At 40.9% G+C, this 17,545-nt stretch carries 13 protein-coding genes and 2 pseudogenes; 8 read left to right on the top strand and 7 right to left on the bottom strand.

Going from position 1 to position 17,545, the window contains the following annotated elements; translation table 11 throughout:
- The first annotated feature begins 130 nt into the window (after positions 1-130).
- Together guaA and AC3CAU_RS14690 are read left to right on the top strand one after the other, a co-directional pair.
- On the top strand, positions 131-1,699 hold the full coding sequence (guaA, locus tag AC3CAU_RS14695; RefSeq protein ID WP_131217742.1) for a glutamine-hydrolyzing GMP synthase: 1,569 nt from the start codon (positions 131-133) through the stop codon (positions 1,697-1,699).
- 246 nt (positions 1,700-1,945) lie between these two features.
- Positions 1,946-2,882, top strand: a pseudogene (locus AC3CAU_RS14690) (restriction endonuclease).
- A gap of 13 nt (positions 2,883-2,895) precedes the next feature.
- Here the strand turns inward: AC3CAU_RS14690 and AC3CAU_RS14685 are convergent.
- On the bottom strand, positions 2,896-4,164 hold the full coding sequence (locus AC3CAU_RS14685) for a GGDEF domain-containing protein (RefSeq protein WP_131217740.1): 1,269 nt from the start codon (positions 4,162-4,164) through the stop codon (positions 2,896-2,898).
- Positions 4,165-4,494: 330 nt separating this feature from the next.
- On the opposite strand from AC3CAU_RS14685, the pseudogene AC3CAU_RS14680 reads away from it, so the two are divergent.
- The 3 genes and pseudogenes from AC3CAU_RS14680 to AC3CAU_RS14670 all read left to right on the top strand — a co-directional run bounded on the left by AC3CAU_RS14680 (position 4,495) and on the right by AC3CAU_RS14670 (position 6,632).
- Positions 4,495-5,442, top strand: a pseudogene (locus AC3CAU_RS14680) (pirin family protein).
- Between the two features lie 45 nt (positions 5,443-5,487).
- On the top strand, positions 5,488-5,886 hold the full coding sequence (locus tag AC3CAU_RS14675) for an OsmC family protein (RefSeq protein WP_131217738.1): 399 nt from the start codon (positions 5,488-5,490) through the stop codon (positions 5,884-5,886).
- A gap of 98 nt (positions 5,887-5,984) precedes the next feature.
- Entirely contained in the window at positions 5,985-6,632 is a 648-nt protein-coding gene (locus AC3CAU_RS14670; protein ID WP_131217737.1) for a glutathione S-transferase, read from the top strand.
- Between the two features lie 23 nt (positions 6,633-6,655).
- On the opposite strand, the gene phoR is transcribed toward AC3CAU_RS14670, so the two are convergent.
- The 3 genes from phoR to AC3CAU_RS14655 form a co-directional block, all read right to left on the bottom strand.
- The gene (gene phoR, locus AC3CAU_RS14665; RefSeq protein WP_131217736.1) at positions 6,656-8,014 is read right to left on the bottom strand and encodes a phosphate regulon sensor histidine kinase PhoR; all 1,359 of its coding nucleotides are present in this window, start codon (positions 8,012-8,014) and stop codon (positions 6,656-6,658) included.
- A gap of 25 nt (positions 8,015-8,039) precedes the next feature.
- Positions 8,040-8,750, bottom strand: coding sequence for a phosphate regulon transcriptional regulator PhoB (phoB, locus tag AC3CAU_RS14660; RefSeq protein ID WP_131217735.1), 711 nt, complete (start codon positions 8,748-8,750; stop codon positions 8,040-8,042).
- 225 nt (positions 8,751-8,975) lie between these two features.
- Positions 8,976-9,680 (bottom strand): TetR/AcrR family transcriptional regulator, encoded by a 705-nt coding sequence (locus AC3CAU_RS14655; protein WP_131217734.1) that lies wholly within the window; start codon positions 9,678-9,680, stop codon positions 8,976-8,978.
- 233 nt (positions 9,681-9,913) lie between these two features.
- On the opposite strand from AC3CAU_RS14655, the gene AC3CAU_RS14650 reads away from it, so the two are divergent.
- Positions 9,914-10,762: an SDR family NAD(P)-dependent oxidoreductase gene (locus tag AC3CAU_RS14650; RefSeq protein WP_447053879.1), complete on the top strand. Its 849-nt coding sequence runs from the start codon at positions 9,914-9,916 to the stop codon at positions 10,760-10,762.
- Positions 10,763-11,346: 584 nt separating this feature from the next.
- Here the strand turns inward: AC3CAU_RS14650 and AC3CAU_RS14645 are convergent.
- On the bottom strand, positions 11,347-11,529 hold the full coding sequence (locus AC3CAU_RS14645) for a hypothetical protein (protein ID WP_447053880.1): 183 nt from the start codon (positions 11,527-11,529) through the stop codon (positions 11,347-11,349).
- A gap of 31 nt (positions 11,530-11,560) precedes the next feature.
- Here AC3CAU_RS14645 and AC3CAU_RS14640 point away from each other — a divergent pair, with 31 nt between their 5' ends.
- Positions 11,561-11,737, top strand: coding sequence for a hypothetical protein (locus AC3CAU_RS14640; protein ID WP_447053881.1), 177 nt, complete (start codon positions 11,561-11,563; stop codon positions 11,735-11,737).
- A 105-nt stretch (positions 11,738-11,842) separates the two neighbouring features.
- Here the strand turns inward: AC3CAU_RS14640 and AC3CAU_RS14635 are convergent, their stop codons facing one another.
- Positions 11,843-13,210, bottom strand: coding sequence for an MATE family efflux transporter (locus AC3CAU_RS14635; protein WP_447053882.1), 1,368 nt, complete (start codon positions 13,208-13,210; stop codon positions 11,843-11,845).
- Between the two features lie 121 nt (positions 13,211-13,331).
- On the bottom strand, positions 13,332-14,486 hold the full coding sequence (locus AC3CAU_RS14630) for a methionine aminotransferase (RefSeq protein WP_447053883.1): 1,155 nt from the start codon (positions 14,484-14,486) through the stop codon (positions 13,332-13,334).
- A gap of 221 nt (positions 14,487-14,707) precedes the next feature.
- Between AC3CAU_RS14630 and AC3CAU_RS14625 the strand changes: the two genes are divergently transcribed.
- Entirely contained in the window at positions 14,708-17,545 is a 2,838-nt protein-coding gene (locus AC3CAU_RS14625) for a type VI secretion system Vgr family protein (protein WP_488368507.1), read from the top strand.

Genomic DNA, 17,545 nt, shown 5'->3' with positions numbered 1-17,545 from the left:
AGGGTGCTTTTTTATGATCGAAATATAATGCAATCAATTGAATGCAGGCCTTGTGCGAATAGTGTGCTTAATGCGACGAAAAATGATAGAATGCAGCGCTTATTTCGTTTGCCTTACATAGTTGTTCGTCATGACTACCAATACTCAAATCACTGAAGACCGCATCCTGATCTTGGACTTCGGTTCTCAATACAGTCAGCTTATTGCACGTCGTGTACGTGAAGCTGGTGTATATTCTGAAATGTATGCCTATGACATGTCTGAAGAAGACATTCGCGCATTTAATCCAAACGGTATCATCTTGTCTGGTGGTCCTGAAAGTGTTCATGAAGAAGGTAGTCCACGCGCACCTGAAGTTGTATTTAACTTGGGTATACCTGTATTGGGTATTTGCTATGGCTTACAAACCATGTCTGAACAACTTGGCGGTAAAGTAGAGCCAGGTACAGTGCATGAATTTGGTTATGCTGCAGTTGACGTTTTAGTCCGTGACCAACTTCTAGGCGATTTAAACGATGGTGAAAACAAACTGAATGTTTGGATGAGCCATGGCGATAAAGTAAGTGCAATTCCAGAAGGTTTTTCTGTGACTGCCAGCACACCTAGCTGTCCATTTGCAGCAGTAAGCGATGAAAAACGTCGTTTCTACGGTGTCCAGTTTCACCCAGAAGTAACCCATACTGCCAAAGGCGCAGAGTTATTATCTAATTTTGTCCATAGCATTTGCGGATGTCGTAATCTCTGGAACTCTGAAAATATTATTGACCTGCGTGTTGAACAATTGCGTGCTCAAATCGGCGACCAAAAAGTATTGCTGGGTCTTTCAGGTGGCGTAGATTCATCTGTAGTAGCTGCACTTTTACACCGTGCGATTGGCGACCAATTGACTTGCGTATTTGTAGACAACGGTTTGCTTCGTTTAAACGAAGGCGAGCAAGTGATGGACATGTTTGCGAAAAACATGGGTATCCGTGTAATTCGTGCTGACGCTGAAGAACGTTTCTTAACTGCACTTGCAGGTGAAGTTGATCCTGAGAAAAAACGTAAAATCATTGGTCGTGAATTTATTGAAGTCTTCGCTGAAGAAGCACGTGGTTTAGATGGCGTGAACTTCCTTGCTCAAGGTACGATTTACCCTGACGTGATCGAATCTGCTGCGACTAAAAACGGTAAAGCACACGTGATTAAATCACACCACAACGTGGGCGGTTTACCGGAAGATTTAGCTTTTGAATTGGTTGAGCCAATTCGTGACTTGTTTAAAGATGAAGTACGTCGTTTAGGCACCACTTTAGGTTTGCCACACGAGATGCTTTATCGCCATCCATTCCCGGGTCCAGGTTTGGGCGTGCGTATTTTGGGTGAAGTGAAAAAAGAATATGCTGACATCCTTCGTTTAGCGGATGACATTTTCATGCAAGAACTTCGTGCCAGCGGTTGGTATGACAAGACGGCTCAAGCATTCGCTGTATTCCAACCGGTTAAATCTGTTGGGGTAGTGGGTGATGGCCGTCGTTATGCATGGGTGATTGCACTTCGTGCGGTTGAAACGGTTGACTTCATGACAGCACGTTTCGCTCATCTTCCATATGAACTGGTTGATAAGATTTCGACTCGTATTATGAACGAAATTAAAGATGTTTCACGTGTTGTATATGACGTGTCATCTAAGCCACCAGCAACGATTGAATGGGAGTAAAACTGGCAAGCAGCACTGCTGCTTGCCAGTTTTAGGCCAAAGGCTGTGCCTGCGGCAGTGAAGGATTTCGGATATCACTGCTGCTTGCCAGTTTTACGCCATGAGCAAAATTCAAAGGGTTGCTTTGAATTTTGTGCAAGATGCTCGCGGCAGTGTTTAAATAAATAGACACCTATTAAGAAAGGACGCTTTAGCGTCCTTTCTTATTTTATACCGAATAAAAATAATACTTTAATGAGTATAAGAATGCCTTTACCGACCTATGATCAACTCATGTTGCCATTGATGAAAATTTTAGCTGAACAAAATAGGCCAATAAAAATTTCAGATATAGTCGATTTATTAGCAGCGAGTTCTAATCTATCAGATGAAGAGTTAGGTCAATCACTCCCAAGTGGTAAAAATATATTTAAAGATCGAGTCTCGTGGGCAAAAACATATTTGGTAAAAGCAGGTCTAGTACAACAGCCTAAAAGAGCATTTTGTGAGATCAGTGATTTAGGTAAGACAATTGATTTAAATGGCTTGAACTCGATTACGAATGATTTTTTTATCTCAGTTTGACAGTTTCAAGGATTTTAAATTTAGTAGATCAAATAAAGTTGAGATAGAAAATAGCCTAGTTAGTAATGACGAAGGACATCAAAAAAAATACCAAGAAACGCAAACACCTGAAGAAACGATTCAAAATACAATCAATCTTTTAACATTAAATTTAAAAAATGATTTACTTAAATTTATAAAAGAGAACTCTCCATCTTTTTTTGAAAGATTGGTTGTCGATTTACTCGTTGCAATGGGATATGGCGGATCACATCAAGATGCAGCTCAAGCAATTGGTAAAACCAACGATGGCGGTATCGATGGTGTGATTAGTGAAGATCGTCTAGGTTTGGATAAAATATATATTCAAGCCAAGCGTTGGGAAAATACTGTTGGGCGTCCGGATATTCAACAATTCAAAGGTGCTTTGGCGGATCAAGTAGCGAAGAAAGGTGTATTTATAACGACATCAAATTTTAGTAAAGAAGCGAATGAATCAGCTAAAAAATCTGGAATTGTATTAATTGATGGCGATAAACTCACGTCACTCATGATCGAATTTAAACTGGGTGTTCAAGTTGAGCGAAGTTTTCATATCTATAAAATCGACCAAGACCGTTTTGATGAAGAAACTTTTTAGTGATTTATTTTAATTATTCACACGTATAAATAGCGACTTGATTACGTCCATTTTTCTTGGCTTGGTACAGGGCAATATCGGCATTTTTAATCAGTAAATTCAGATCATTTTGATTGGGTTGTAGTTGGGATACCCCAATCGAGACACTAAAATTGAAAAAGAACTTATCTTTAATACAGATTTGATGATTTTCAATGGTGCGGCATAAGCGATTCGCAATCGCGACAGCATCCTCCAGTGTAGTATTTGGCAGTAATGCAATAAATTCCTCTCCGCCAAAACGTGCTAATACATCGGTGTGTCGCATTTCCTTACGAGCAATTTCAGCAAGTATTCGAAGGACTTCATCCCCTATATCATGTCCATAAGTGTCATTAATGTTTTTGAAAAAGTCGATATCGAGCATCAATAAACAGGCTAAATTATATTTTGGCCATTTCTGAATGGCTTGTTCAGCAACCTGCAAAAACTGTCGACGATTATTGAGTTGTGTTAACTCATCTGTATGCGCCAGTTCAGTTAGGGCATAGTAGTTCCAATCATTTAATAGAACCCGCAAAAAATTGCGTTTTGAATTTAAAGTATTATTCCAGCTGATATACATGCTGAGTAATAAAATAGGGGCGTAGATGAACGAAAATAAAACAGTTTCCTCCAAGCTGATCAGTTGAAATACGCCATGAAAAATGACCGCACTAATCAGCAAAGAAGTAAAGATTGAATTTCGAAAGGAGACTTGTACACATAAATTGCCCAATAAAATAAAAATTACGGCAGCATATATATAGGTGGTCACAAGTGCACTATGTGACAAAACCAGAAGACCTAGCCACAGTGCTGCTGCTGCTGCGACGGATAGGGGAAGCAAGCTATCTAGAATTTTAATATTTTTGCAGTAACGGAAGGCAAGCCAGTTGATTAAGATGGCACAGAGTACAAGAATGAGCCGTGAAATACCTGAAAATATACCAATTTCAGGTATGAGCAACCAGTCTACAAAGAAATAACTTAAAAATGTAATCTGACCAATAAAATTGACGCATTTTAAAAATTGTCGTTGGTGTTTATTTTGATAGTCCAAGTAATATTGTTGAAATTGATCTGGAATGCGTGTGGTTGGATCTTGTAATTCCTGTTCTATCACTTTTCGATTTTCAATCGTACACAGTTGCTTAGGTAGAATATAAGCAGTTTCATAATTTGAATTTTTAGCCTCATTTATCCCAATCTGATGAGGATTTTTATTATTGTTATAAGAATTTTTTTGATCTCCGCTCAACATGAAGATACCCCTTTCTGTGTGGGATTCATAGAGCAAGAATAATAGGGAGGGGAATAGACTTTGTATATAACTTAAACAATCAATAAAGCAGACAATTGTGACAAAATTTTATTTATGTATAAAATTCATATGAATAGGAGATAAATAGTGACGTATATAAAAAGTGAAGGGATTGTTTTATGAAGGAAAATTTCAAAACTCATATTGTCCTATACATAGTATTCAGCGTATTAACTTAGCTATAGGCTGAATCCGTAACAGTCTATATGATCATAACAATAGATTCAGGCCATTAAAAAACGGTTAGGCCGTACGATTCAGGATACAAATATGACCAATAGCAACTATACAGAGCTTTCCGATTCAGATGATTGTGAAAAATATGTAAATCAATTTATTCAGGAATTTCCTTTACGTAGCGCGGAAATTGGTCAGGGAACCGTGATTAAACGCGCTTTGCCAAGTCGCCATAAACGCTTAATTGCGGCATGGTGTTTCTTGGATCACGCCGGTCCCGTGACGTTTCCGCAAGGTGATGGACTGGATGTTGGCCCTCATCCACATATCGGTTTGCAGACCTTCACCTGGATGATTGAAGGCACCATGATGCATACTGACAGTCTGGGTACAAAACAGTTGATTCGCCCAAAGCAGGTCAATTTAATGACTGCAGGTTATGGTATTTCACATACTGAAGTTACACCGGAGACGGAAACCCATATGCATGCTGCACAGCTTTGGATTGCGTTGCCGGATGATAAAATAAATATGGCACCCTGCTTTGACCATTATCCAGAACTCCCTGTGGTTGAAAAAGATCAGGTTGAATTTACTGTATTGGTGGGTGAGTTTTTAAAAACCAGATCGCCGGTAGCCGTGCATACAGAATTACTCGGGGTAGATTTAACCGCAAAAGAATCGACCACCACCCGAATTAAGCTCAATCCAAAATTTGAATACGGTTTCATGGCTTTAGATGGGGCTGCTGTCGTAAATGGTCATGAACTGACTGAAGACAATATGGTCGTTCTGGAGCCCGGGATTACTGAAATTGAAATCTAGCTGCATAAGGGTAGTCGTATTTTGTTGTTGGGTGGTGAACCTTTTGAGTCGCCAATACTTTTGTGGTGGAACTTTGTCGGCCGTACTCAGGAAGAACTTTGCAAGGCACGTGACCACTGGATTGAACAACATGAACGCTTTGGTAATATTCCTGATTATCCAGGACCACGCTTGGAAGCACCTACATTCCCAGATAAAATGCGTGCCTCTAGATAAAGATAAAATTTTAAATAAAGATAACATTTAGGAATCATGATTCTTATGGCCATTATTGCAAATGCTGAAGTACATCGCTTGGCTGAACCTTGGTCAGGCGAGATCAGGACGGGTACACACTCATTGATGACCGATAAACCTGAATCTTTTGGGGGGCAAGATAAAGGTCCTGCACCCTATGATTTTATTTGTTCAGGCTTGGTTTCTTGTACTATGATTACGCTGCGAATGTATGCCAGTCATAAAGGCATAGAGCTGGGCGAATTTTCTGTTGAAGCCGATTTTAATGCCAATAAAGAAGGCAAAGAGTGGATTGAACGCCGTTTGTCTTTTGCACAGCCCTTATCGGATGAGCTAAAGCAAAAAATTTTAGACATTAGCAGTAAGACACCAGTGACCAAAACATTGTTACGTAGCCTAGAGATTCATACGGTACTTGTCTAAGTTGATATACAGATAAAAATGACATTTTGTGTAAAGCAGGATGTCATTTTTTTAGGGCTATGCGTATAGTCAAAGCAGAAAAAATAGAGAGCAAAATAATGATTACATTGCACCACTTAGATCAATCGCGTTCTTTTCGAATTTTATGGGCCTTAGAAGAACTGGCCCTCAATTATCAGGTCAAGTTTTATAAGCGCTTACCCACTTTTGCTGCGCCGCCTGAGTTAAAACTGGTTCATCCTTTAGCCAAAGCGCCGGTATTGACCGATGCTGATCAAACCATTGCCGAATCTGCGGTGATTTTACAATATCTGCAAGAAACCTATGATCAGCAGCAGAAATTTAAACAGCAGAATAAAAAAGATCAGCAGCAATATCGCTATTGGATGCATTATGCGGAAGGTTCACTCATGCCTTTATTGGTGATGCAGTTGGTGATGAGCAATGTACCAAAACATGTACCCTGGCTGGTGAAACCGGTTGCAAAAAAAATTACTGGAGGAGTGAAAGCCGGATTCATTCAGCCGCGTTTAAAAGATCATATTAACTATTTGGAAGACTATTTGGCTAAGCATGAATATGTGGCAGGCGAATTTTCTTTTGCCGATATTCAGATGGGTTTTCCACTTGAAGCCCTGCAGTCACGAACATCAGGGTCTTATCCTTATATCGCGGCTTATGTAAAACGTTTGGCGGAACGTCCGGCTTATCAGCGAGCAAAGTTTAAAGAACAGAACTTGGCTTGAGTTGAATTAGATATGCTGTACCTCTAGCTCATGTGATAGAGGCGTTCTTTAGGAAAGATTACTTTAAAGGTCGAACCTTGATTTTCTTTCGATTCAATTTCTAAATATGCGCCGTGTTGCATCAGTACATGTTTCACAATCGCCAGTCCTAAACCGGTTCCGCCAGTTTGACGGCTACGTGCACTATCGACACGGTAGAAACGCTCGGTTAAACGCGGCAGATGTTTCGGGTCAATCCCGATCCCGGTGTCCTCAACCGTAAAGATGCCGTGTTCACCGTCATCATGCCAGCCCATGGTAACAGTTCCGCCTTTAGGGGTGTATTTAATGGCATTGGTAATCAGGTTGCTGAAGGCACTGGCAAGTTCGGTATCTGAACCAATCAGGTCGCAATGACTGTCGATATCCAGATTCAGCGTGTGATGGTAGTCAACGTTGTAGGCTTGAGCATCATCAAACAGTTGGTTCATCAGACTTGGCATTTCAATAATCTGGTTTTTGGCAATTTGCTTGCTACTTTCTAAACGTGAGAGTAACAGCAAGTCATTGACCAAGGCATTCATGCGCTTGGTTTGTGCCTGCATCTGGTCAAAAGCACGTTTCCAGCGCGGATTTAAATCTTCCTGGTCGGTAAAGGTTTCAATATAACCACTGAGTACGGTTAGGGGAGTACGTAATTCATGCGAAATATTATCGACAAAGTCTTTACGCATTTGTTCTAGGTTATGCATGCGGGTGACATCATAAGCCACCAATAGACGACTTTCGCCCCCAAAACGGGTCATTTTGACTTGGACATAATGATCTTCAAAGGCGGAAGATTTCATTTTTAAGCCATCAGGTGCCTCGTCAATATGGTTGAAATATTCAATAAAATTTGGCTGACGCAGCAAGGTTAAAATATTACGACCACGATCTAAAGGTTGAATGCCGAGCAACTTTTCCGCTGCCGGATTCCACCATTCAATCTGGTGTAATTCATCAATTAAAACCACAGCTTCGGCTAATGCAACCAAGGACGATTGAGCGCGATCAATTAAGCCGACCATTTCTGCCTGGACAATACGTTCGTGACGCTGTGCGCGATAAACATTAAACAGCAAGGCACCCCAAATCCCCCCCAAATTGGGTGGGACATCGTAAGGGCGGTTAGAAATCCATTCATTCACCAAATACAGTGAGCGGAGTTGCAAAGCAAAAAACATCGCGAAAGCGATAAAAATAAAAATCCAGAAATACCCAATCCCGATACCCATTAAACCTGCTATCAGCAGTAAAAAGGCGAGTAAACGTAAGTCTTGCTTGGCAAAAGTCCATAAACTGCTGTAACGGAATCGTTTATGGTCTCGTGCAAGTTCTGGGACAGGGTAGGGTTCATACATAAAACACAATTTACCTAAAAAACGACTAACCTAAAGCGACATCTGTGCGGGTAGAAAAACGATAACCTGTGCCACGAACGGTTTGTATGTAGCGATCTACCCCAAAAGGTTCCAGCACTTTACGTAAACGGCGAATATGCACATCAATAGTACGGTCTTCAATATATACGTTACCACCCCAAACCTGGTCAAGCAATTGAGCACGGGTATAGGCACGTTCTGGATGGGTCATGAAGAAGGCCAATAGACGGTATTCCGTAGGTCCCATCTCTAAAATACTGTCTCCATAACTGACACGCTGGCTGACTGGATCAAGGATCAGGCCATTGGCATCAATGGTTTTTTCGCCACTTAATGCATTGGCACGACGTAACACCGCTTTAATGCGTGAAACCAGTTCCCGAGTCGAGAAAGGTTTGGTCATATAGTCGTCTGCACCTGCATCGAGACCTTGTACTTTATGGTCTTCTTCACCGCGCGCAGTCAACATAATCACTGGAATTTCATTTAAGCTTTCATCGCGTTTCAAGCGACGGCAGAGGTCAACTCCGCTGATACCACCTGGTAACATCCAATCTAATAAAATAAGCGCAGGGCGTTGATCCACGATCATTTGGTGGGCTTGTTTGGCATCTTCTGCCTGTAAGCATTGAAAGCCTGCCATGTCTAAAGATGTATGAATCATCTCTCGAATGGGAAGTTCGTCATCGACGATTAATATATAGTCATCTTTCACAACGCAATATCCTATTTGATGTTAACGGTGAACCGTTTTGTATTTATGACAGGCTTATTACAAAGATTAATTATGACAGTATCATTGCAGAAAAGGGCTATATGCCAATTTTAGCAAAGAAATGTGACAATTTTTATGCGAAAAAATAAACAATTTAAAATAAATCAGTCATATAAATTTAACTATTTCAATAGATTGTGATGATTTTTAACCTAAATTTTAAGATCAACTTTGTTTTTTCACTATTTTTTCTTTTTCTGAAAAAGTATCGAGTAAAGATAGAAAAACAAGACTGCAAGACGATAAAACATCTTGCATCGATTGTTTGAAGCCACTGACTACCCAGCGAATCGCAATTTGTGTGACATATCCATTTAGCCCAGTTGCGACTAAAGAAATTTCACGTTCAGAACGGTTAATGTGCGGCATCATCAACATGACAAAAGCATGAATCATGCGGTCAAAACGCAACATGGTTTCATGAATGGTGGCTTGATTATGCAGCTCCTGAACCAGCATGGCATCAATATAAATAATTCGTGCCATACCTGGATTATCTTTTAAAGTGGTGAGTAAAGCGGTTAAGCCAGATTCAATCATTTTTCGCGGATCGGTTGATGCCTGCATGATGGCTTGCATGACATTGTGTTGTAACTGATCAATCAATTTTAAGAAGATGGTTTGAAAAAGTTCATCACTTTTCTTAAAAGATTCATAGAAATAGCGTTCAGTCAATTTGGCTTCATTACAAATATCTTTTACCGTCACCGCAAAAAAACCATGCGTGCCATAAGCCTCAATACCCGCTTCAATCAGCTTTTCACGACGTGCCTGTTTACGCTCAGTTAAAGACAGGCCTTTAAATTGGCGTTCTTTGGTTTTTGAGGGTTTATTTTGTTTTTCTTCAAGATTTTCGTGTTGTTCAGTCATAAATGTCGTGTGCCGAATTAAATCCAGGTTTGCCCTATGTTAACAATAATTTAATCGTAGACCTATGCTCGAAATGGACAGATGCTGTCTGATCTTGCGATTGATTCCATATTATATTGACAATGATGATTGTCAAAATTATATTAGAGGGATGAACTGCACATCATCCCTACAGAAAAAGAATCGAAATGTTTAGATAGGTGGCGCAGAAAAAAATTGAATAAGGATGTGTAATGAAGAATTTTAAAAATAAAGTTGCTGCGATTACCGGTGCCGGTTCAGGTATTGGTCAGCAATTGGCTGTACTTTTGGCCAAGCAAGGTTGTCATTTGTCTTTAAGTGATGTGAATGAACAAGGCTTGGCACAAACTGCTGAATTGGTAAAACAAAGTCATGTGCGCGTAACCACCAAAAAGCTTGATGTGGCTGACCGTGATGTCATGAAAGAATGGGCTGCAGATACCGTGCAGGATCATGGTTCAGTAAATATGATTTTTAACAATGCCGGAGTTGCCCTAGGTTCAACTGTTGAAGGGGCAAGTTATGAAGAACTGGAATGGATTGTAAACATTAACTTCTGGGGCGTAGTCTACGGTACCAAAGAGTTTTTACCTTTAATCAAGAAATCGGGTGAAGGCCATGTCATCAATATTTCCAGTCTGTTTGGTTTAACGGCTCAACCGACCCAGTCTGCGTATAATGCCACCAAGTTTGCAGTACGTGGTTTTACTGAATCCTTACGTCAGGAACTGGATATGGAAAACTGTGGGGTGAGTGCGCTATGTGTTCACCCAGGCGGTATTCGTACCAATATTGCCAATGCAGCAAAAATGAATGACAGTATTCGAAGCCTAGGCATGCATCCTGAAAGATCAGCAAAATCTTTTAATAAATTATTGCGCTGTCCTCCTGAAGAAGCAGCGCGTCAAATTATTGAGGCTGTGCAAAAAGACAAGCGCCGTTTATTGATTGGTAATGATGCTAAAGCTGTTGATTTGATGCAGCGTATTTTGCCGACCGGGTATCAGCGTGTTATTGCATTGGCCACAAAATTAGGCAATAGGAACAAGAAATCGGCTTAAAACCTAGATATTAAAACCCGCAAATAGCGGGTTTCTTTATGCCTTAAATACCCCAAAACTGGCTAAAACAGGATTGAAATCAAAAAGAACTTATATCTAGAAATAAGAAATAAAAATAGAGAAACTAACAGAATTTAAATAAGTAAGGGTTTAAATATCAGTACTTAAATTACGTTAAAATCAAATTTTTTAATAATAGAAAAAATAAGTTAGATCAAAAAAATCTTATAGAGTGGGCATGCATTTTGCGAAACAGCAAAGACGAAAATATGAAAAATAGCCCACTGCCTAGATGCAATTTACATAATTTAAAAGCAATACCGCAACGCTTAAGCATGGTCAACATGATTTCAGTTCAGTTCAGTTCAGTTCAGTTCAGTTCAGTTCAGTTCAGTTCAGTTCAGTTCCTGATTTGTATGCCCATTTGTGGTTAGAGATGCTATCGCTAACAGAAATAGATTTAAAAAATCCCTGTTGGATGATCTGGATTATTGATCATGTGAATTATCCGAAGTTTGTTTCAGTAAATAAAAAAAGACTAAAGAGCAAACCAGCCGCATAGTGTAGAAGAAAGCATCCACTTCCTAGCAATCTCCAAATTTTTGTGTCACTTCAATAAAATCATCCGCACGTTCGCAACGGACTTTTGCGTCCAGATGCGCAGTAAACCCAAAGCTGCGTGCCGTATCCGCGGAAAGGGTAGTCACCACATTTCGTGTCACATGACCTTTACTGATATGGTCTAAAGAGGCATATTTAGGTACCAAACGCTAGGATTCTTCATAGGGGGTCGAGGACGTGGCAATAAAACCAATGTGTTTGGTGACTGCTGAAATGGCCACGAATAATATTACCGGTTTGAAACCCATCCTTTGCTTGTTTTTAGAAGCACTATGGTTGCTATTCACCGATAAACCATTGGCAAAAAAAATCCATCAAATCAATTTTTTACTGCAGTTTTTGCCAATTCAATAACGTAATTAATGCTTAAATTATTCTGGGAACGAGACTGCGGATGACTCCACCCGGCAGCGTGCTGTAAGGTGGTTGGAAAAGGCAATAACTGGCTTAAATTGATTTTTAAATTAGGGCTTGAACCGTTTTTTTCTTCCACACAAACTGATAATACAGACCTTGTAGAATACACAAGCAGACAAAAGCCAATGCATAAGCATACCAGATGCCCTGTAAACCCCACCATTGACTGAACAAATAGGCACATGGCACTTCAATGCCAATAATGGCAACAATATTAATGATCATTGGAACAGTTACGGTACCGCTGGCACGCATGATTGAAGCAAAAATGGCGCTCGCACCAAAAAAGATAATCGACCACAACACAATAAATAAAAGTTGCTGCCCAAGGACAACCACCGTCGGGTCAGTGATGAACAGCGCCATCAAATATTTTGAAAATAGATAAGCCAAAGCCACCAAACCACCGGTAATCAGGATATTCATACCGAGGGCAGTACGCGTCACTTTGTTCAGGAGTTCCGATTTCCCCGCACCAATGGCTTGAGCGGCAAAAATGGAAGCGGCAATAGAAATAGACAGGGCAGGGAACTGAATATAATTCAATACCTGATTGACTGCACCATAAGCGGCGGTCGCATGTGAACCATAACGATTCACCAAGCCTACAATCACCAAACCGGCAACGGATGTCGTGACCATTTGAATACCGGTTGGAATGCCTAAACGCAGAATAATTTTACTGAGTTCAGGTTGATGACGAATATGGCCGAGCAGATGACGGTCAGGTTTTAAAGGATGATCTTTTTTATTTAAGTACAGGGCCAAAAAGATTAGTACTGCCAGATAACCGACAATGGTGGCAATGGCAGGTGCAACAATGCCCATTTTAGGAAAGCCAAAATACCCTGCAATTAGTACCGGAGTAATGAATACGCCAATCAGAATAGTCATACCAGAAGCAATTAGCGGTGTAGTGCTGTCGCCGACACCGCGCAAAATTGAAGTATAAATGATATAGATAAACAGCAAGGGGCTGCCGGCAAGCATCCACTGTACATAAGGCAATGAAAGATGCATCACATCCCGATCTGTCCCTAAGGCAAGCAAAATATGTTCAGCAAAAAACACTCCCAACAGGGCAATAATACTACCGCCAATTAAAGTCATGAACAGGGTTGAACCGACCACACAGCGGACTTTTTCAACATTTTGAGCGCCCCAGGCTTGCCCAACCAATACCGTCGCGCCCGCTGAAAGACCAATCACAAAAGCCATCAGACAAAACAAAATCGGAAAAAATACAGCCACGGCGGCAATGGCATTTACCCCCATCATTTGCCCGACAAAAATGGTATTAATGGTTCCAGATAGGTTTTGTAAAATATTGGTCGCAATCAATGGCAACAGGAAAATTAAAAAAGTTTTCCATAATTTTTGTTGATTGAGTAATGGTTGATGATGAGGCATTGAACGTCCTGTAAAAGGTATTTTTATCATTTTCAGACTTAAGCTCACCCTACCTGAGTTCGCTTAAAAAAGCCTTAGTGATTAAGTAACTAAGGCTTGAAATGATGAAAAAATCATGAACTTAAACAGCGGATAAAATGGCAGATGCCTGTTCTAGGGTTTCATCTTTTTTGGCAAAACAAAAACGGATTAAACGTAAATTTTCGGGAGCTTGCTGATAAAAAACCGAAACTGGAATTGCAACGATGCCATGATGCTCAGCGAGAAATTTACACATCTCGACATCGTTTAAATCGGGGCGAATGGCGCTGTAATTTAAGTTCTGGAAATAAGTTCCTTGCGACGGGGTAAAATGAAAGCGTGAGTTGCGGATGCCAGAATTAAAAAGATCGCGTTTTTCCTGATAGAAGTCGGCAAGCTGATCAATATGTTCAGGATGTTGCTGCATAAATGTCGCCAGTGCCATCTGTATGGGTGTGACACCGCAGAAACTGACAAATTGATACACCTGTCTAAATAGTTTCATCAGTTCGGGTGAGGCAATACAGTAACCGGTTTTCCAACCAGTGACATGGAAGGTTTTACCAAAAGAGCCGACCACAATACTTCGATCACGCAATTCAGGAAAAGACAGTGCGGAATAATGCTTTTGACCATCATAAACTAGATGTTCATAGACTTCATCGGACAGCACCACAATGTTCTTGTCACGAATCAGTTCAATTAAATTTAACCAGTCCTGATGAGACCAAGTCGCTCCGGTCGGATTATGGGGAGTATTCACAATGATCATGCGGGTCTTGTCACTGATGGCATCTTTGACTTGATTCCAGTCCACGGAAAATCCGGGCGCAAGCAAAGGAATATGGACTGCTTTAGCGCCAACCAGTTTCACGCTGGGTCCATAACTGTCATAACAGGGATCGAAAATGATGACCTCATCACCGGTATGAATGAGTGCCTGAATAGTGCAAAAAATTCCAATGGTTGCGCCGGGGGTAATGGTGATTTCAGAGATGGGATCTATCACCAATTGATCACGTTTTAAAAATTGATGTGCCAATTGTTCACGTAGCGAAATCAGTCCATCACTTGGTGCATATTGATTAAAGCCATCTAAAGTGGCTTGGCTTAAGGCTTTTAATAAGGCAGGCGGGGCTGCAAAGTCTGGAAAACCTTGAGAGAGATTTAAGGCATTCAGGCGATGTGCCATTGCAGTCATCACACTGAAAATAGTGACACCTTGTGCAGGTAGTTTGGAATGGATGTCAATCATGACCCGAACTCTTGAATATTGTTATTCTTTTTAGTGTAGCAGCAAGCGTGGGGCTGAAAAATAAAAGTCTGATTTAATCGCTACATTTTTTAACTCATCTGATCCATTTAAGTGAATGCAGCTTTTTATCAAAATAACAAAAAATGCACTAGACTAAAAAAACAACATTTCCTAGAATACAGCCACGAATAAAAATAAAATTATTAGAATAATAAATGACTATATTAAATACGATCCATACTGTGATTGAAGCTATGGGCTTAAGTTTGCAAAAACGTGCCCTGCATTTATATTTTTCCAACCAACTGCTCAATCCTCAGGTCTTTATTCAAAGAATTGAAGGACAACATCAAATCAATCAAGGGCTGAAAGCAGAACTGATTTGCCTGTCGACCAATGCCTATATTCCCCTGAAGCAATTTATAGGCGGGCGAGTAGCTGTCGACCAAGTGACTGATCTAGGTGAACTCTCCCGAATTACAGGTGTGGTTACGGGCGCCAGCCAAGGTCAAAGTGATGGGGCACTCACGCTCTATAAAATCACCATTGAAGATGCGACAGCACTCTGGCACAAGCGCCGCAATAGTCGTGTGTTTATGAACAAAAGCGTGCGTGATATCAGTGAAATACTGTTTAAAGAATGGCAAGGTAAAAGTGCCTTATTTGCAGCCAGCTTAAGTCTAAATACCCAAGGCTTAACCCGAGAATACGATATCCGTCCTTTTGTGATGCAATCCAATGAAACCGATTATGAATTTCTGACACGGCTGTGGCGCAGTGAAGGCATTAACTGGCTAATTGATGAATCTGAACACAGAGTTGCAGTGTCCTCCTCAGCGATTCAGCCGCAGAAACTGCGTTTGATTGATGATAATCATCAATATAAGGCGTTAAGCAGAAGATCAATCCGATTTCATCGCAGTCATGCTACAGAACGCTTGGATAGCATTACCAGTTTTATCGCCGAACGCTATTTGCAATCCACCGCAATTCAGGTACAGCGTTGGCAAGCCAGCAGTCTGTCTCAAGATCAAGCCGATAGCCTGCTCAGTCATCATCAACATAGTGAGTTGCAGGACAATGAAACCTTAAGCTTGGAGCAAGCCTGGAGCATTAGCCCTGCATGGACATCCGATTTAACCGGTGCGGATCAAGCAACCACTTCAGGCAGTCAGCAGTTAGAAAAATTGAATCAGCAGCTGGGCCAGTACCAAGCGTTGCAGGCCAAATATTTCACTGCGCAGAGTAGCGTGCGTGATGCCCAGGTAGGCTACTGGTTTGAATTAATCGATCATCCAGAAATTGACCGGCATTCAGGTTCAGATAAAGAATTTCTGATTTTAGGCAAAGCTTTTTATAACCAGAATAATTTACCCAAAGACATTCTGCGTCAGCTTGATGCCTTATTAACTTTAAGCCGCTGGCAACATCAAGGTGATGAACGACAAGCCAATGAGCTGTATGTGGTACGTCGCAATGTCCCCGTGGTGCCTGAATATAGTCCTTTAATGCATCGACCTGCGGCCTATCCACAACGTGCCAAAGTCGTTGGGCCTGAAGGTGAAACCATTTTTGTAGATGCATGGGGCCGCATCAAGGTGCGCTTCTTGTTTACGCGTGCGGACGACCATGGTCATGATGGCGGAGCCGGAAGCAATGATAATGATACTGACTCGGCCTGGGTAGATGTGTTGACCCCTTGGGCAGGGGAAGGTTATGGCGCGCGATTCCATCCTCGAGTTGGTGAAATTGTAGTGATTGATTTCTTTGAAGGTGATGTGGATAGACCTTTTGTGGTCGGGCGAATTCATGAAGCTGAACGTCATCAGACCATGTTCGATATTCAAGGACAGCTACCTGATACGAAAAAGCTCAGCGGTATTCGCTCTCAAGAGGTGGGTGGTGCCGGCTTTAACCAGCTCCGTTTTGATGATACGGCAGGACAGATCAGTACCCAATTGCACAGCAGCCATGGTGTAAGTCAGCTGAACCTCGGTAACTTGAGCCACCCTAAAGCTGCCGAGACCAGTGATGGTCGTGGCGAAGGTTTTGAGTTAAGGACAGATCAATGGGGAGCCCTACGAGCGGGTAAAGGTCTACTTATTTCGACACATAATCAAGATCAAGCTAGTGGTAAACACCTCAGTACAAATGAAGCAAGCACGCAACTGCAATCGAGTTTGCATAATGCTCAGGTATTGAGTCAAGTTGCGGAAAATCAGCTGACAGATCCGTTGGATGTTTTGGAAAATTTAAAGGCTTTTCTTGAGCAAATTGAAAGTAGGGAAAAAGAAAAGGCGGATAATTTTAAACAGGCTTTAATGCTACTCGCTTCGCCTCATTCGATTGCACTTTCCAGCAATGAAAATATTTATATTTCTACAGATCGACAAATTAATCATAGTGCCGGAGAGAGCATTAGTTTCAGTACGCAAAAGTCTTTGATTGGACATGCGAGTAAAAAAATTAGTCTTTTTGCAGCACAAGAGGGATTCAGGGCTTTCGCTGCAAAAGGAAAGGTTGAATTACAAGCTCAAGATGATGCAGTTGAACTCATTGCACGCAAAGTCATTAAGCTGATTTCGACCGAAGATAAGATTGAAATGATCAGTCCGAAAGAAATTGTACTGACTGCTGGCGGTTCGCAGTTAAAAATTAATGGTGAAGGGATTTTTACTACTACGGGTGGCAAGTTTGAAAGTAAGGCGGGGCAGCATAGTTTTGTGGGAGGGGGGAAAGTTGTTTATGAGGTTCATGAATTACCGAAAGCTGGACCCATTGCAGTAGATTTTTTATTTAGTAGTTTGGGGGGTACAGGGATAGAAAATGCAAAAATACAAATGTATACACCTGATAAAAAAGAAATAATTTGGGAAGGTCAAACTAATTCAAAAGGGAAAAGTGATATATCTATACAAAGTGAATCAAGACAATATGAGGCTCTAATAGGATTTGAAGATTGGTCAAGTATTTTTGAAAATGATGAAATTGATTCAGATAGTGAAGAAGAGTTTGAAGTTGGTGATCATGGCATACAAGGCGAAGTAGATGAATTATAA

The sequence above is a fragment of the Acinetobacter sp. GG23 genome, from assembly GCF_057766365.1.
The sequence above is the reverse complement of the archived record's forward strand: the minus strand, read 5'-3'. Positions and strand labels throughout refer to the sequence as shown.

Excerpts from the sequence above, each read along its gene's own strand:
- guaA (WP_131217742.1), top strand. The coding sequence starts at position 131 with ATGACTACCAATACTCAAATCACTGAAGACCGCATCCTGATCTTGGAC.
- AC3CAU_RS14685 (WP_131217740.1), bottom strand. The coding sequence starts at position 4,164 with ATGTTGAGCGGAGATCAAAAAAATTCTTATAACAATAATAAAAATCCT.
- AC3CAU_RS14675 (WP_131217738.1), top strand. The coding sequence starts at position 5,488 with ATGGCCATTATTGCAAATGCTGAAGTACATCGCTTGGCTGAACCTTGG.
- AC3CAU_RS14670 (WP_131217737.1), top strand. The coding sequence starts at position 5,985 with ATGATTACATTGCACCACTTAGATCAATCGCGTTCTTTTCGAATTTTA.
- phoR (WP_131217736.1), bottom strand. The coding sequence starts at position 8,014 with ATGTATGAACCCTACCCTGTCCCAGAACTTGCACGAGACCATAAACGA.
- AC3CAU_RS14655 (WP_131217734.1), bottom strand. The coding sequence starts at position 9,680 with ATGACTGAACAACACGAAAATCTTGAAGAAAAACAAAATAAACCCTCA.
- AC3CAU_RS14650 (WP_447053879.1), top strand. The coding sequence starts at position 9,914 with ATGAAGAATTTTAAAAATAAAGTTGCTGCGATTACCGGTGCCGGTTCA.
- AC3CAU_RS14635 (WP_447053882.1), bottom strand. The coding sequence starts at position 13,210 with ATGCCTCATCATCAACCATTACTCAATCAACAAAAATTATGGAAAACT.
- AC3CAU_RS14630 (WP_447053883.1), bottom strand. The coding sequence starts at position 14,486 with ATGATTGACATCCATTCCAAACTACCTGCACAAGGTGTCACTATTTTC.